Origin of the sequence: Marinifilum fragile (genome assembly GCF_963677365.1) — a bacterium.
Taxonomy (GTDB): Bacteria; Bacteroidota; Bacteroidia; order Bacteroidales; family Marinifilaceae; genus Marinifilum; species Marinifilum fragile.
Map to the genome: position 1 here is coordinate 2,890,705 of NZ_OY781962.1, position 16,386 is coordinate 2,907,090.

General features: G+C 35.0%; 13 protein-coding genes. 5 read left to right on the forward strand and 8 right to left on the reverse strand.

The annotated features are described in order from the left end of the window. Positions 1 to 103: 103 nt before the first annotated feature. Together fbaA and tamL are read right to left on the reverse strand one after the other, a co-directional pair. Positions 104 to 1,180 (reverse strand): class II fructose-bisphosphate aldolase, encoded by a 1,077-nt coding sequence (gene fbaA, locus ACKPCA_RS11515; protein WP_321279235.1) that lies wholly within the window; start codon positions 1,178 to 1,180, stop codon positions 104 to 106. Positions 1,181 to 1,362: 182 nt separating this feature from the next. Next, positions 1,363 to 3,753 carry a translocation and assembly module lipoprotein TamL gene (gene tamL / locus ACKPCA_RS11520; protein WP_054716133.1) on the reverse strand — a complete coding sequence of 797 codons (2,391 nt, stop codon included), beginning with the start codon at positions 3,751 to 3,753 and terminating at the stop codon, positions 1,363 to 1,365. A gap of 154 nt (positions 3,754 to 3,907) precedes the next feature. Here tamL and ACKPCA_RS11525 point away from each other — a divergent pair, with 154 nt between their 5' ends. Next, the gene (locus ACKPCA_RS11525) at positions 3,908 to 4,678 is read left to right on the forward strand and encodes a TrmH family RNA methyltransferase (protein WP_321279236.1); all 771 of its coding nucleotides are present in this window, start codon (positions 3,908 to 3,910) and stop codon (positions 4,676 to 4,678) included. Between the two features lie 290 nt (positions 4,679 to 4,968). Here ACKPCA_RS11525 and ACKPCA_RS11530 read toward each other — a convergent pair whose 3' ends face one another. The 4 genes from ACKPCA_RS11530 to purL all read right to left on the reverse strand — a co-directional run bounded on the left by ACKPCA_RS11530 (position 4,969) and on the right by purL (position 10,386). Next, positions 4,969 to 6,534, reverse strand: coding sequence for an NAD(P)/FAD-dependent oxidoreductase (locus ACKPCA_RS11530; RefSeq protein WP_321279237.1), 1,566 nt, complete (start codon positions 6,532 to 6,534; stop codon positions 4,969 to 4,971). A 48-nt stretch (positions 6,535 to 6,582) separates the two neighbouring features. After that, a complete protein-coding gene (gene porT, locus ACKPCA_RS11535; protein ID WP_054716125.1) occupies positions 6,583 to 7,287 on the reverse strand; it encodes a type IX secretion/gliding motility protein PorT/SprT in 705 nt (234 codons plus the stop codon). Between the two features lie 42 nt (positions 7,288 to 7,329). Further along, positions 7,330 to 8,073 (reverse strand): bifunctional demethylmenaquinone methyltransferase/2-methoxy-6-polyprenyl-1,4-benzoquinol methylase UbiE, encoded by a 744-nt coding sequence (ubiE, locus tag ACKPCA_RS11540; protein WP_321279238.1) that lies wholly within the window; start codon positions 8,071 to 8,073, stop codon positions 7,330 to 7,332. 153 nt (positions 8,074 to 8,226) lie between these two features. Next, positions 8,227 to 10,386 carry a phosphoribosylformylglycinamidine synthase subunit PurL gene (gene purL, locus ACKPCA_RS11545; protein ID WP_321279239.1) on the reverse strand — a complete coding sequence of 720 codons (2,160 nt, stop codon included), beginning with the start codon at positions 10,384 to 10,386 and terminating at the stop codon, positions 8,227 to 8,229. A gap of 155 nt (positions 10,387 to 10,541) precedes the next feature. Between purL and ACKPCA_RS11550 the strand changes: the two genes are divergently transcribed. Then, a complete protein-coding gene (locus ACKPCA_RS11550) occupies positions 10,542 to 11,300 on the forward strand; it encodes an SDR family NAD(P)-dependent oxidoreductase (RefSeq protein WP_321279240.1) in 759 nt (252 codons plus the stop codon). Here ACKPCA_RS11550 and ACKPCA_RS11555 read toward each other — a convergent pair. Next, positions 11,297 to 11,947, reverse strand: coding sequence for an NAD(P)H-binding protein (locus ACKPCA_RS11555; RefSeq protein WP_321279241.1), 651 nt, complete (start codon positions 11,945 to 11,947; stop codon positions 11,297 to 11,299). The two genes, ACKPCA_RS11550 and ACKPCA_RS11555, sit on opposite strands and share 4 nt — an antisense overlap. A gap of 176 nt (positions 11,948 to 12,123) precedes the next feature. On the opposite strand from ACKPCA_RS11555, the gene ACKPCA_RS11560 reads away from it, so the two are divergent. Further along, positions 12,124 to 12,684 (forward strand): hypothetical protein, encoded by a 561-nt coding sequence (locus ACKPCA_RS11560; protein WP_321279242.1) that lies wholly within the window; start codon positions 12,124 to 12,126, stop codon positions 12,682 to 12,684. A gap of 265 nt (positions 12,685 to 12,949) precedes the next feature. Here ACKPCA_RS11560 and ACKPCA_RS11565 read toward each other — a convergent pair whose 3' ends face one another. After that, positions 12,950 to 14,683 carry a BamA/TamA family outer membrane protein gene (locus ACKPCA_RS11565; RefSeq protein WP_321279243.1) on the reverse strand — a complete coding sequence of 578 codons (1,734 nt, stop codon included), beginning with the start codon at positions 14,681 to 14,683 and terminating at the stop codon, positions 12,950 to 12,952. A 159-nt stretch (positions 14,684 to 14,842) separates the two neighbouring features. Between ACKPCA_RS11565 and ACKPCA_RS11570 the strand changes: the two genes are divergently transcribed. Next, a complete protein-coding gene (locus ACKPCA_RS11570) occupies positions 14,843 to 14,971 on the forward strand; it encodes a hypothetical protein (protein ID WP_321279244.1) in 129 nt (42 codons plus the stop codon). Between the two features lie 221 nt (positions 14,972 to 15,192). Continuing rightward, complete coding sequence (gap, locus tag ACKPCA_RS11575; protein ID WP_054716107.1) at positions 15,193 to 16,200, forward strand: type I glyceraldehyde-3-phosphate dehydrogenase; 1,008 nt, start codon at positions 15,193 to 15,195, stop codon at positions 16,198 to 16,200. Positions 16,201 to 16,386 lie beyond the last annotated feature (186 nt).

The window sequence follows — 16,386 nt, forward strand, 5'->3', positions numbered from 1 at the left end:
AAATATTAGGTCTAATTCCTAAATGCTTTTGCTTTTTATATCAAATACAAACAAAAAAGCCCGGATAAAATCATCCGAGCTTTACAATTAAATATTTTAAAGACTAGTTACGTCCTACAGCATTTAGGTCTTCGAAAGCCTGAACTAAACGGTCTCTCATTCCCACTTCACCTTCACGCATCCATTTTCTTGGATCGTAGTATTTCTTGTTTGGTTTGTCGTCACCTTCTGGGTTACCGATTTGACCTTGCAAGTAATCGTGATTTGCAGCTTCGAATTCACGTACTCCGTTCCAGAATGCCCATTGTGTATCTGTATCAATGTTCATTTTGATAACTCCATAAGAAATTGCTTCACGAATTTCTTCTAAAGTTGAACCTGAACCACCGTGAAATACGAAATCAACAGTATTATCAGCTACCGCATATTTTTCTGAGATAAACTTTTGTGAGTTATCCAAAATCTTAGGAGTCAATACAACATTACCTGGCTTGTAAACACCATGTACATTACCAAATGATGCAGCAATTGTAAAACTAGAAGACACTTTAGATAATGCTTCGTAAGCTAAAGCAACATCTTCAGGTTGAGTATACAATAATGAGTTATCCATATCTGTATTGTCAACACCATCTTCTTCACCACCAGTACAACCTAATTCAATTTCGATAGTCATACCCATTTTGTTCATGCGCTCGAAATACTTCACACAAGTTTCAATGTTTTCTTCTAGAGTTTCTTCTGATAAATCTAGCATGTGTGAGCTAAACAATGGTTTTCCTGTTTGAGCAAAAAACTCTTCACCAGCATCCAATAAACCGTCGATCCATGGTAACAATTTTTTTGCAGCGTGATCCGTATGTAGAATTACTGGAATGCCATAATGCTCAGCAATTGCATGAACGTATTTAGCTCCAGCAACAGCTCCAATAATTGCAGCACTTTGTCCTTCTGCATTGATTCCCTTACCTGAGAAGAAAGATGCACCACCATTCGAGAACTGAATGATAATTGGTGAATTTACTTGTTTGGCAGCTTCTAATGCACCATTAATTGAGTTAGTACCAACTACGTTTACAGCTGGGATTGCAAAACCTTCTTCTTTAGCAACCTGAAATAATTTTTGCACATCATCACCGGTTACTACACCCGGTTTAACAACATCTAATACTCGTTTCATAATAATATAATTTATCGGATAGTTCTTATAAAATCGTCGGAAAGTCTAAATTTCACCACGAAGTTAAAAAGAAATAATAAATTTTGCACCGTTTTGTCTATAAGAAAATTATGCAAACGAATGCAATTAAACTATTTTTAATAAAGCATAAACAAGACCTTAATTTCTTCCGAAAATCCAGATTAAAATGGATACCCTATCCCTATATTGAACGTTAACTGATTGAGTTTAAACGGACGCTTAGCAATAATCCAACGTTCACTACCTACTTTTGACGGATCTCTCAATTTTAAACCTAAATCCAAACGGAATAGGATAAATTTTAAATCTACTCTCGTTCCGAACCCGGTTCCAATTGCAATTTCTTCGTAAAAACGATCGAATTGAAAATCTGCTCCTTTTCTATCATCTTTTTTCGAGATTGCCCATATGTTTCCTGCATCAAGAAATAACGCTCCTTCCAATGCCCAAAAGAGTTTAAATCGATACTCAAGGTTTGCTTCTATTTTAAGATCAGCTGCATTATTTGGATAAGTAGATCCCTCATCAACATATGAACCAGGCCCTAAAGATCTTACTTGCCAGGCTCTAATCCCATTTGCTCCTCCTGAGAAATAGCTTTTCTCGAATGGCAACACCTCTAAATTTCCATAAGGATAACCAATCCCAAAGAACACACGGTATACCATATTATTTGCGCGGTTGATGTAGTGATTAAAGCGATATTCAACATCACCTTTCACATATTGCGCATATCTAATTCCTAAAAAGTCGTGGTAAGTTCCCTCAATATTTCCCTCTGAGTCGTAATCATTTCTTTTTGACCTTCCCAAAATATTATCGATGGTTTTTAAAGTATTACCTGCCACCTCTGCACTTACCCTTAGGTAATTGTAATTTTTGGGAATATTAATATTCTGATTATTATAAGTTACCGAATATCTTGTAGTAGCGATAACGTGATCGGTAAAGGAGTTTTGAATGTAAAGATTATTAATATCATTCAGAAAATCTTCACTTAAATCTTTCACATCAACAAAGTTCAACTCAACCAAGTTAAAGGTGTGTCTCAAATACTTCGACGATTTCCAAAAATACCCAAAACTTGCATCAGCAATTGTTCTGGTATAGTCGGGACGTTTCTGAAAATTATAGGAAAGTGAAAATATGGTCCTTGGATTGTATGATTCTCTGAATTTTTCAGCATCGAAAAAAGGAAGTAAAAATTTAGGTATACTCAATTTGGAAACAATACCATATTCTGAAGAACTAAAATTTGTTTGCTCACTCGACTTCACATTTTCTCTGGCCGTAGAAAGCTGAACATCCAATACCTCGGCACCACCGAACAAATTTTTATGCTGATAATTCAAATTGCCTGCAAACCCAATATTTCCAGAAGAATTGGTTCCTTCCAACTCGAATGAATAGAATTGCAAGTTATGTGGACTTAATTGAATCACACAATTCAAACTACCGTATTCATCATCAGTTGCTTTTGCATCCTCATCAAAGTTTATATTCACAAACTTAAATTGATTCAATTGCTGTAACCTACTGTATGATTGAGAAACAGAATTCAAATTGTACAAATCCCCTTTTTTTATTCGAATTGAGGATAAAATCACATCAGGCTTTATTTTAAGCTTATTTCTATAAATAAACTCCACATCCTTATGCACCAAAGTATCCAATTCCGACAAATAAATTGAATCATTCATCAGCATCAACTTGGGGTCATATTCGGTAAGGATTTTAATTTTATTAATACGATACTTTTTGCTTGCCTTTTCATTCAAAGGCTTTTTCAAGCCAACAAAAACATCCATTTGATGATCTTTCTTCGTGCTATCCATCATAAAATGAATATACTCTCTTGAGAAATTAAAATACCCCTTATTCTTAAGCATTTTAAAAATTCTCATTCTCTCTTCTCCAAGCACATCAGAGTCTACCTTACTTCCCTCCTTCACTTTCGCATCTTGTTTATCTTCATTTACATAAACTCGAATCTGAGTAGAGTCCGACATTTCTCCCACCTTCTGCGATTGAGATAAAAAGTTATAAGGCAAATCATCAAGTTGGTGATAAATCTTACGATATCGATAAGGCTGGTTGGCTGTTATCGTGTAATACACCTTTGCTTTTTTCTTTTTAAAAGCAACAGAATCTTTTATTACAGCATCGTAGTAGCCTTTTTTCTTCATGTAAAGCTGCAACTGAGCTACCGATCTCTTCGTCTGAAAATCCTCATAAATAACAGGTTCTTCACCTATTCGTCTAAGCCACTTGTTAAAGCCTTTAGTTTTATCCTTACCAGACAGATTATAAAGCCCCAGATGAAAACGCCAAGCACCTAAAATTTTCAAGTTGGACTTTTGTTTGATATTTTTTTTAAGATCACCTGAAGGCACGGATTTATCATCAACCTTAACAATAACTTTGTTCAAAAGGTATTCATCTTCCCCAACATACTTGGTAGTTGAACAAGAACTCATACCAAGTAAGAAACTCAGAAAGAAAAGTAAAATCGGGAAATAATAACTACTTTTGTATTTTAGAATAGCTTTCAAGAATGAATTGATTATTTATCGGTTTAAACTACAACAAAGATACTTATATCAATTAATAATTTGTAATGCATATGAAACATTTACGTGCATTGCTTTTATTCTTTGAAAACACCAATACAAACAGTCTGATTTACTAACTTTTAAGCTTTTAGCAGTGCTCTCGAAAAATCAAATCAAACTCATATCCAGCTTACAAAAGAAAAAATATAGAGATTCTCATCAACTTTTTGTTGCCGAAGGTGATAAGTTGGTAATGGACCTGCTACAAACCAACATAAAAGTTGCTTACCTGGTATATACTTCTGATTGGAAGAATGCACCAACTACAGAACATCTCAATCAGATTGAAAATCGGATTGAAACCGATGCCAACCTGATGAAAAAGGTAAGCAGTTTAAAAACACCATCGCCAGTTCTTGCCGTTTTCAAGATTCCTACTAATAATATCGATGCAAGCATCATAAAAAACTCCTTATCGATATTGCTTGATGATGTTCAGGATCCTGGCAACCTGGGTACCATCATCCGCATTGCCGATTGGTTTGGAATTAAGAACATCTTTTGCTCACAAAACACAGTGGATGTATACAACCCTAAGGTGATACAGGCAAGTATGGGAGCTATAGCGCGTGTAAAAGTTACCTACACTTCTTTACATGATTTGATTTCCTCGCATCAATCAAAGGATTTTCCTGTATATGGAACTTTTTTGGAAGGTGAAACCATATACAAATGCGATTTGCAAAACAAAGGTTTTATTGTAATGGGTAACGAAGGTCAGGGAATATCCGAAGAAATTGGACAATTGGTGAGCAATAAACTATTTATTCCAAACTTCCCAGCCGATCAGGAAACATCCGAATCATTAAATGTGTCTGTGGCAACTGCTATTATTTGCTCGGAGTTTAGAAGAGGGGAATTTTAATTTTTCCTTTCTCTTTTTAAGGGCAAAAACATTAACAAAGTGCCCTTCGTGAATCGAAAAATCAAAATTATCTTGACAAAACGCCCTCAACGGAAAAAAATATCAAAATCCTGTTGACAAAATGCTCTCGACAGAAAAAGTTGTTAAAATCCATTGGCAAAAATGCTCTCGACGAACAGGATACTCAATTTTTCAATAACAATATGCTCTCGACAAGTAAAAAGTAGAAATTTCCGTTGGCAATAAGCTCTCGATGGCTGGAGTTGGCAAAATCCATGTGCAAAAGCTAATTATTCCTTGATATAATATCTATCAAAAGCTTCGGCACATTGTTCGCCATCCATAGCAGCCGAAACAATTCCACCGGCATAACCAGCACCTTCTCCACAAGGGAATAGTCCTTCGATTTTGGTATGCTGAAAAGTTTCACGATCTCTTGGTATTCTTACCGGCGAAGATGTACGTGACTCCACACCTAAGATTACGGCTTTATTGGTCAGAAATCCTTTCGATTTTCTGCCAAATGCCTTAAATCCTTCCTGTAATCGGTAAGCAATATGTTTAGGTAACCATTTGTGCATTTCGGATGACACAACTCCGGGATGATAGGAGGTTTTTGGGAGGCTTTCGCTTTTTCTTCCTTCTACAAAATCTTTCATTCGCTGGGCTGGCGCTGTAAGGTTCTCACCTCCTTCAACAAATGCTTGAGCCTCCAAATCTTCTTGAAAGTGCAATCCCGCCAAGGGACCGAATTTCTCATATTCCGATAAATCTTCGGTGCGAATTTCAACAGCCATTCCCGAATTGGCAAAGGCAGTATTTCTTCCTGAGGATGACATTCCGTTTACCACTTGCTGATTTTCGCCTGTTGCCGCCGGAACAATTACTCCACCCGGACACATACAGAAGGAATACACGCCACGTCCTTCAACCTGCTGTACAAAACTGTAACTGGCCGCTGGTAAATACTTTCCTCTTCCGTTTGGGTTGTGATATTGAATTTGGTCAATTAAGTCCTGTGGATGTTCGATACGAACACCCATTGCAAAAGATTTTGCCTCAATATCGATGTCAGATTCATTTAACTTTCGGTATACATCACGAGCCGAATGACCTGTTGCCAAAATCACTGCTTCTCCCTTAAATGTATTCCCATCTTGAGTTAACACTCCAATAATTTTATTGGCATCCAATAAATAATCGATCACCTTACATGAAAAATGCACTTCTCCACCTGCAGCAATAATACTCTTACGGATATTTACAATTACCCTAGGCAAAACATCAGTTCCAATATGCGGATGAGCCTCGTACAAAATTTCATCCTGAGCACCATGAAAATGAAGCACATTCAAAATCTTCTGTAGATTTCCTCGCTTTTTAGATCTGGTGTACAACTTGCCATCCGAGAAAGTTCCGGCACCACCCTCTCCAAAAGAATAGTTTGAATCTGGGTCTACATTTCGGGTTCTGTGCAACTGCCCCAAGTCCTTTTTTCGATCTTCAACACTTTTTCCTCGCTCCAAAACAATAGGGCAATATCCAAGCTCTACCAATCGTAAAGCTGCAAATAAACCTGCAGGACCTGCCCCCACAACAATTACTTTTTTCTTATCCCTCACATTCGGATAATCAAATATCAGTTCCTTTGCCACGGGAAGTTTTTCATCAACCGCAACACGAAACTTCATATTTATCTTGATATCTCTTCTTCGGGCATCAATAGATTTTCTTAGAATTTGAATTCCATTAATCCTACCAACCTTAACCTCCAGTTTCTGTGCCAAAATAGGCTTATAAAAAGATTCATCAGAAGCTTGTTTGGGATTCAGAACAATATCAATTTCAGTAATCATGTAAAAAAGTAAAAAGGTGAAATGGTAAAAAAGTGCAAGAGTAAAAAATTACTCGAAATGAAAGGACAATGTAACTATTTTAGAGTTCATTCCACGAATTGCAGATGTATATGCTTCATAACCGGGATTCTCAATATCATAGCTATGATTGATGATATCGCGTAAACCTATTGCAAATTTCAACTCTGTAGCCAACTTAAAGTATGGCAAATAAAAATCGATACCAGCACCCAATTCCAAATAAACATCAGTAGTGTTTAAACGAATCAGCATGTTATTTTCAGGGTCAAGCGCATCTTGCGATTGTACATCAATCTTGTAACTGGCTCCTCCAATTAAATATGGTCGATAGTTATTCAATCGCTTTGCACGATATTTAAGCAATAAAGGAAGGTTCACCAAAACCGATTCAACCTTCACATCTTCTTGTGGCAAATTGGAATATTTAATGGTTCGTTCGCCAAACTCCAGCCCTGGCAAAAATCTTAAAGACCAATTCTCATGCAAACGCAAATCGGAAACAATACCTACCGAAAATCCAGGAGAAAAAACAACCTGCTCAGCTCTGGCATCTGTTAATCCTGAATTGTATATGGCAAAGTCCATATTATTTACGGCCAATGTAAAACCAAAGTGCAACCATTTCTGATCAACTTTCTGATAATTCAGTATGCTTTCAGGCTTATATCTACTTTGCGAAAAAGCAGAAGAAAAAAAGGACAGACAGAGCAGTATTAATAGTAATCGTTTCAATCTTGATCGTTTATTTTTAGTAATAACCCCTAAAATATAAATTTATTGCATGGGTTTAGTTCCAATGTATATAGAAGCTATCCCAAAACTTAATTTTATCTGTTTTGTTTCAGTAAATCCACAATCTTCATAAATCTTTAGGAACTCGTCACCATCCGGGAAAGCATCAACCGATTCTGGCAAATAAGTATATGCCGAAGCATCTTTTGACACCATTCTTCCCCAGAATGGAAGAATCCTGAAAAAGTAAAAATTATAGATCTGTTTAATTGGAAATCTTCTTGGCTTTGAAAATTCAAGAACCACAACTTTACCTCCAGGTCGAACCACACGATTCATTTCTGACAATCCTTTTTCAAGGTTTTCAAAATTTCTAACACCAAAGGCCACCGTTATTGCATCAAAAGTGTTATCCTCGAACTGAATATTTTCAGAATCACCTTCCAATAATTCAATTTTATGTGATAAGTTTTTCTTTTCAATTTTTTCTCTCCCTACAGCCAACATCTCGGTAGAAATATCTATTCCTACAACCTTATCGGGATTAAGCTTAAGATTTGCCAAAGCAAAGTCGCCAGTCCCTGTAGCAATATCCAAAACCATTTTGGGTTCCAAAGGTTTCAATAATTTTACCGCCTTCTTTCTCCACAACTTATCAATTCCCATTGACAAAATATGATTCAAAAAATCATATTTCTTTGCAATATTATTGAACATCAGGGCAACTTGTGCCTTTTTCCCTTTATCTAAATCTTTATATGGATTTACCACGAACTTTCTTTTCAAATTAATAGTAGGAAATCTATTAAATAGATCTTATAGATTTCAAAAACAATGCGATCGTTAACTATTTACGATCGCACAAATATAGTGAATGAAAAACAAAGAACCATTATCTGATTCTTTGTTATCTATCATCTTAATATTTTCAGCAATTATCTATCCGATAATATTATTTTTCATATAAATTTTCTTGTATTCCTCGATATAACCGTAAGAAATATCATCAATTCTTAATTCACCTTTTGTGACATGTCCTAAAGTTGAAAATGGCAAGCCGCTTTCCATCATCATGTCTACAAATTCGTCTTCATTTTCCATTGATACTGAAACCACAACTCTTCCCTGAGCTTCGCCAAACAAGAATGCATCCATACGAACCTCGGCTGGCGAAGTGATATCAAAACCTAAACCTAACGGCATAGATGATTCAATTAGGTTAAAGAACAAACCTCCACGTTCAACACTGTGAGCCGAACAAATTAACTTAGCCTCTATTAATTTGGCTATCGTTTTATGAATTGCTATTTCATCTTCAATATTGAAGTACGGAATTCCCACCTGGCATTTTTGGTGGTAAGAGCATAAATATTCTGAGCCCGATATGTCATTTCTGGATTTACCAATTAAGAAAATCATTTCGCCTTTGTTTCTAAAAATATAAGACATATGATTCTTCTTACTTGGCAATGTTCCCATCATAGCAATAACTGGTGTAGGATTAATGGGTTTTCGTTTTCCTAAAACAGAACTTTCGTTGTAAAAGCTTACATTTCCACCTACCACAGGAGTGTCGAAATATGAACTTGCTTTTGCAATTCCTTTTATGGTGGCTACAAATTGAGAATATACATTCTCTTCAAGTGGGCTTCCAAAATTCAAGCAATCATTTATTGCTAAAGGTTTACCTCCTGAACAAACTATCCTTCTGGCAGCACGTGCAATATTAATTTGTGCTCCTATGTAAGCATTATTGAAAGAATACACCGAATTGCCAGAAACAGTAAAACAAACGGCTTTCTTATGGTCTCCCAAAAATGTGATTTGAGCATCAGATGGTGAATTGTCTATCGCTTCTTCAATATTTCGCTGTAGGTGTTCTTTAATTACCAAATTCGGATTATTCACCATTTTATTGATCACTTTCCAGTAATTATCCGGTTCTGGAATTGTTTCAAGATAATCTATAGAGTCTGTCTGAATAAGGTCGTGAAATTTACGATCGGTTTGTGGAGCTCCGAATCCCATTACCAAATCCTTTCCAATGACTTCGGCTACTATTTTAGAACTCTCAAAAAGTCTTATGTATTTATTACTTGTTAATTCTCCAATCTCCTCACAAACAATATTGTAATCTTCAAATGTTCTTGTAATTAGGTTTGTATTTTTCTTATCAGCAACCAACAAGAATCGCTCTTGGGTTCTTGACAACAGCACGTCCTCAATGCTAATTCCATTCTGACTTAAAGGTATTTTATTTAAATCGATATCAATTCCTGTATCGGCATGAGCACTTACAACCGAACATGAATTAATAATACCTGCCAAATCCATATTCTCTACTCTTATCAGTGCATCTTGCTCGTTGAGTTTCAGTATGGCATCGGTTAACGAACTACCGAGATCTGGATTCCCTTTGGGAATTGTAAAACTCTCGTTTTGCCCAAAAACTCCTTCCGCTCCTGTAGGATTCCCAACTATGAACAACACTTGACCTGCTTCCATTTTTCTATTAAAAAGAAGTTTATCTTTGGAAACAATTCCAGCCACCATTACATTCACGATAGGGTTTGTATCGTATGATGAGTTATAGAAAATCTCACTTCCAATATCTTCTATATAAAGAACATTCGAATAGTCATTAATTCCCTTAATGATTTCGTCCATCAGCCATTTTGTTCTATCCAAAGTAGAATCACCAAATCGTAATGAATTTAGAATAATCTGCGGTTTGGCTCCAAGGGAAACAATATCTCTGCACACATCACCAACACATGTAGCAGCTCCCTGATATGGATCAATACCAGAAGGATGATTATGCGTTCCCATTTTGAATACACAACACTCGCCATTTCCTAAATCAACAACGCCTGCACTCGATTCTTTTGCTCCTGCAATAACATTATCCCCTTTATTTGGCAAAGAGGATATCCATGAAGCCGAACTTTTGTAAGATAAGTTCTCTGACCACATAACAGAATAAATCTGCAGTTCCAACAGATTAGGATTTCGACCTAAACTCTCTACAATATTATCGTATGATTCTTTACCTATGCCAAGATCTTCGGCAACCTGAACTGATACATCGTGTTTTTCCATGGTGCAAGCTTATTGGTGATGAATATTTTAAATTTAAAAAAAATAAGATAGGAACACGAATTATCGCCTTAGTTTTTACCTTTACATCTCCAAGAAAAGATTGATTGTAAATTACAATCTTAACAACAAAACAAAATTAATATCACAAATACAAAATGACTAAAATAGCTTTTATAACAGGCGCTACAGCAGGCATTGGTGAAGCCTGTGCTAAAAAAATGGCAAGAGTTGGATACGACCTAATTATTTCGGGAAGAAGAGAACAAAATTTAATTCGATTGGAAGAAGAAATTCTGAAAGAACATCAATGTAATATCTATAAATTGGTTTTGGATGTAAGACAGCAAGACGAGGTTTTCGAAAAAATCAACAACTTACCTGAACAATGGAAGAAGATTGACCTTTTGATAAACAATGCTGGTTTAGCTGTTGGCGTTTCGGCATTACAAGATGGTATTGTTGATGATTGGGAAAGAATGATTGACACTAACATTAAAGGCTTACTTTATATTACAAGAGCTGTTAGTCCTTTGATGATAGAAAGAAAACAAGGTCATATTATAAATGTTACCTCAATTGCTGGTAAAGAAGTATATCCTGGAGGAAATGTTTATTGCGCCACAAAACATGCAGCGGATGCCTTGACCAAAGGTATGAGAATAGATATGCTTCCTCATAACATTAAAGTTTCATCAGTGGCTCCGGGCATGGTTGAAACTGAATTCTCCATTGTTCGATTCAAAGGAGATAAAGACCAAGCGGATCAGGTTTACAACGGGTTTACACCATTATACGCAGAAGACATTGCGGATACTGTGGAATTTATTGCAACTCGTCCTGCTCATGTGAACATTAACGATATTCTTATCATGCCAACAGCTCAAGCCTCGGCTAGAGATGTTGTTCGTAACTAATAGGTTTCAGAAATTTCTTCGGATTCGATAACCCAACGACCCGGAATAAACTGTTTTGATTTTACATGAATGGTTTTGGCTAGTTGATCGCCTGTAACGGCAAGAATTCGATTCATTTTTCCGATAAATAAAAACTTGAAATTTCGGCTGATCCAGGCAGCAAAGCTTTCGAACAGCCGGAATTCTTTCCTTCCTCCATAAATTACCGAAGGTCTGTAAATGGTTACCGATTCAAATTCCAGTGAATTGATAAAGCATTCGGCTTCACCTTTAACTCTTTGATAGAAAAAATAAGATTTCGGACTAGCGCCTATTGCACTAATCAAATGGAAATTTCTAATCTCCTTTTCTTCACAAACCTTAGCAAACTTTGTGATGTATTCGTAATCGATTATTCTGAAATTTTCTTTTGTTTGAGCTTTTCTTATTGTTGTTCCAATACAACAAAATGCCACATCAATTTCAGAAGGAATTTGTTCTGAAGTGAAAGATTCGAAGTTGATTACAATTTGTTCCAACTTAGGGTGGTTCAAAGGCAATTCCTTTCTTACCAAAGCATAAACTTTCGTATAATCTTGATCCGCCAAAATACGTTTTAGTAATTTTTCACCGGTAAATCCTGAAGCACCACTCACAATTGCCTTCATAACACAATAATTTCAAAAGTTTAGTTCTTTTCTTAAGACAAGTTACAGCTTTCAAGATAAAATCAAAAACCAACTCTTCAGGACAGCTTAATATTCTATTACCATTCACTAGTTTTTAAATCAATTTTGGCCTCAGACCAAAATTTTAATAAATTTGAATATATCACACACAAGTCATGCAAAAACTTATAGGATTCAATATCAAGAGAAATAAAAAATTATTGGTGTCAGATATTATAAAATTTTACGAAGTAAGAGGTTATGAATTAATTGATGCTGATGTACGTGGTATGACTTTTAAACGAGGTAGTATTTGGGGGAATATGACTTCTCTTAATCCCACCAAATGGAGAACAACGGTTAATATTGAAATCATTAAAAAGGAAAGGCTAGATTATAATATCTATGCTAATTATAAATTCACCACATCTGGATTTTTTAGAACTAGAGTAGAAGACCACTATTACAATGAAGAATTAAATGCCTTTTCGAAAGCAATAGAGAATTTCCAGCTTGATACAGAATTCATAGAAACGATTTTGGATAAAACCAACAAGTCAAATTTTCAATTGCTTACAAATTCTCTCTTACTGGGTGTTCCTACTGCAATATTAATTATTTTGGCAATCAACAGTTTTACGAACAGCACATTACCAACATTAATTGCTTCTGCAATTACAGCAATTGCTATTATTGTTGTTTATGTAATTTTTGTACAATTAAGGGGAAAAGCTTAATAATTTTATTCAGAAAGAGAATTAATCCACTGTTATACAAGAGAAAACAATACAGTATAAGCTTTATTTTAATGCAAATATATATTTTTTTAAAACGTTTGCACCATGTTTTAAAACTTATTTCAAACGTATGCGAAATTAAAACATTATTGATAGTTTTGACCTAACGATTAAAAAAATCAAAGTACTGATAAGAATCGCGACTAATAATTTGAAGTTTGATGTTTACAAAGGCCGAGAAAACGAGTTTTCCCGGTCTTTTCTTTTAAAATCGGCTTATAAAACCAAAATGAATTTTAGCGTTTCTCAAATCAAAGCTCTGATTTTCTTGTTTCCCCAAAGCATAATTTAAACTAAATATTCCTGCTTTGGTAGCAAAACTTAAACCAAATCCCACTCCAACAGGATAATCCTCTGTACTATTTTTTAAGATCTCACTTTTATAGTAAGCCAAGTCTGTAAACAAATAAAAACTCGTATTTCTTTCCGGAATAAATCTCAATTCATTGCTTACAATAGAATACTTCGATACTTTGAACGCAGCCTCATCAAATCCTCTCAAACTATTGAGACCGCCAATTTTAAACAAATCATTTCCAAACAAGTTATCAGCTGTTAACACACCAGATTGATTCTTTATCCTATAACTAATTTTGTGGCTTATCGGAAAATTAACCTCTCCCTTCAAATTGATCTTTAGTAGCGAGCCACTCAAATCAATTCCATCATATAAATTATCCGGAATATTTCTGTTTTTCTTAATCTTATGCGAGCCTAGTCCTATTGATCCATTGAACTGCCAACCTCGTTTCGGATTAAAAGGATAATCCAAATTTGAGTAGTTAAAACCCACTCCTCCCATGTGTGTTTTTACATCAGCATAATCAGGCAATACTGTAATTCCACTTAAATGTGAAGTAGATATTAGCGAAGAAGAATGATATTCATAATACAATTTCACATGACGATTCCCCTTTTGAAAAAGCTTTAAACCTAAATTTAAATTAGCTGAAAGGTATGTGGTATCCTGTTTAAACAAATTAAAATCAAAATCAAACCCTATTTTACCTACTAGGTACGGATGCATAAAACCAAGAGCGAGATCTTGACTTTTAGTATCTATTTTTTTCCAACTCAATTTTATTTCTTCCCCAATTCGAAATGCATTATTCAAAAGCAAATTGATTTCCCCGGTTACCGTCAAACTTTCTTTATCATTCTTATCTGACTGCAAACCCAGAATTCCATCAAACCGATTTGATGCTTCCCGGTCCAAATATGTGTAAAGCACAGCTTTATTTTTTACAAACTCGGCCTCTGAAGGCTTGATTTCTCTACTAAAGCTCAAGTTGTTAATCCGGGCAGATACTTTATTTAAGGTCCTTTCGCTAAAAGGAGTATTGGGGATAATATCAAGGTATTTCATCATAAACTCTTTTCGCACTTTAAGCTTTCCTTTTAGCTTTATACTGTCCCAAACCACGAACTTCCCTTTATCCAAATTCCAGAATCCTTCTAATCCAGACTTGTTTATTCTTAAACTATCATTATAAATTTTAGCAAAAGGATACCCTTTATTATTATATGTCTCAATAATATTTTGCTGAAATTTTTCTATCTCACTTAGCTGAATTCTTTTCTTACCATCCAACCTAAAGGAAAAGTTCATGGAATCTTTTTGATTAATTCCTCTGTGAGAGATACGATTTATGAAGTACCTATCTCCAATATGAATGTAAGCTAATAACTTATCGTTTTTTGAAACCAAGGAATCTAAATTTGCTTCTAAATATCCAGTTTGTCTTGCCTTTTGTATTTTACGCTCTAATTTGCTTAAAGCTGCATCTACATTTGGGTATTTTCCTTGAATCCGGCTAAGTGACTTTGCAATAGAAGCAGAATTATACTCTACAACCACATCCAATTGAACTTTATCCTGCGATAATACAGTAAGCCATCCTGCAAAGAATAAAATTCCTAGAAGGATTACTTTTTTCATATTTATAAAACACTCCAAATTATATAGTAGGCTTGTTAGTAGACAAAATTTTAACACAACGAAATTACAAGCATAAGATTATAATTAACCACAATTAGAACTTTTTTTATATCTTTTCCAAAATTTTTAAAATTAGTCTCAATCATAAATTTATTACCTATGAAAAAAACACTTTATGCCATAGCTGTTATATTTCTTTTAGGATTATTTGCCAGTTCGTGTGCTGTTGACAAAAAATGTCCTGCATATACCAAAGCTGATACAAACAATACGCTAAAAAAGGCTTAGTCCTAAGAAAAAATCTCATTAAAATGAGATTTTTTTTTGCTTATGAAATGCAATTGCAATCGTTTTAATCGAATTCATCTTGCTGATTTAGTGTTTATTAAACATGAAATCATCAATAAAAATATCTTGTTTTTTTTTCAATTTTTCTATACAAAATATTTTTAAAATACATACTTTTGCCATTGAGAAACAAAGGGTTTATAAATTAAAATTTATACACAATGTCAAAGATTAAAATTGGTATCAATGGATTTGGCCGTATCGGACGTTTCGTATTCCGTCAGGCTATCGCTAAAGGAAACATCGAAGTAGTTGGAATTAACGACCTTATCGATGTAGATTACATGGCTTACATGTTGAAATATGATTCTACTCACGGTAAATTCAACGGTGAAGTTGAAGTTAAAGATGGTCAGCTAATTGTTAATGGAAACGTAGTTCGTGTTACTGCTGAAAGAAATCCTGCTGATATTAACTGGGGTGCTGTTGAAGCTGAGTACGTTGTTGAATCTACTGGTCTTTTCTTAACTAAAGAAACTGCTCAAGGTCACATCGATGCTGGTGCTAAGAAAGTAGTAATGTCTGCTCCATCAAAAGATGATACTCCAATGTTCGTTATGGGTGTTAACAACAAAGAATACACTAACGACATGACTTTCGTTTCTAACGCTTCTTGTACTACTAACTGTTTAGCTCCTGTTGCAAAAGTATTGAACGACAAATTCGGAATTATCGAAGGTCTAATGACTACTGTTCACGCAACTACTGCTACTCAAAAAACTGTTGACGGTCCTTCTGCTAAAGACTGGAGAGGTGGACGTGGTGCTGGTCAAAACATCATCCCTTCATCAACTGGTGCTGCAAAAGCTGTAGGTAAAGTAATTCCTGCTTTGAACGGTAAATTGACTGGTATGTCATTCCGTGTTCCAACTCCAGATGTATCTGTAGTTGACTTAACTGTTCGTTTAGAAAAAGAAACTACTTACGAAGCTATTTGTGCTGCAATGAAAGAAGCTTCAGAAGGTGAATTAGCAGGAGTATTAGGATACACTGAAGATGCTGTTGTATCTAACGACTTCATTGGTGATTCAAGAACTTCTATCTTCGATGCAGGTGCAGGTATTCAGTTATCTCCAACTTTCGTTAAAGTTGTATCTTGGTACGATAACGAAATGGGTTACTCTACTAAAGTATGCGAATTGATCGAATACATGGATTCTGTAAAATAATCCATACAAAATATAAGATTAAAAGACTCCGATTTTCGGGGTCTTTTTTTTTGAACATATATGATATAAAACACATAATTCTTCGAATCACGTAATCAGAAAAACCATATGTTTGCTCTGTATTTAGAGAAATAATTCGCTATTATAAAAACTGATATTACACTTAAACAACAATTTCAAAAAGAA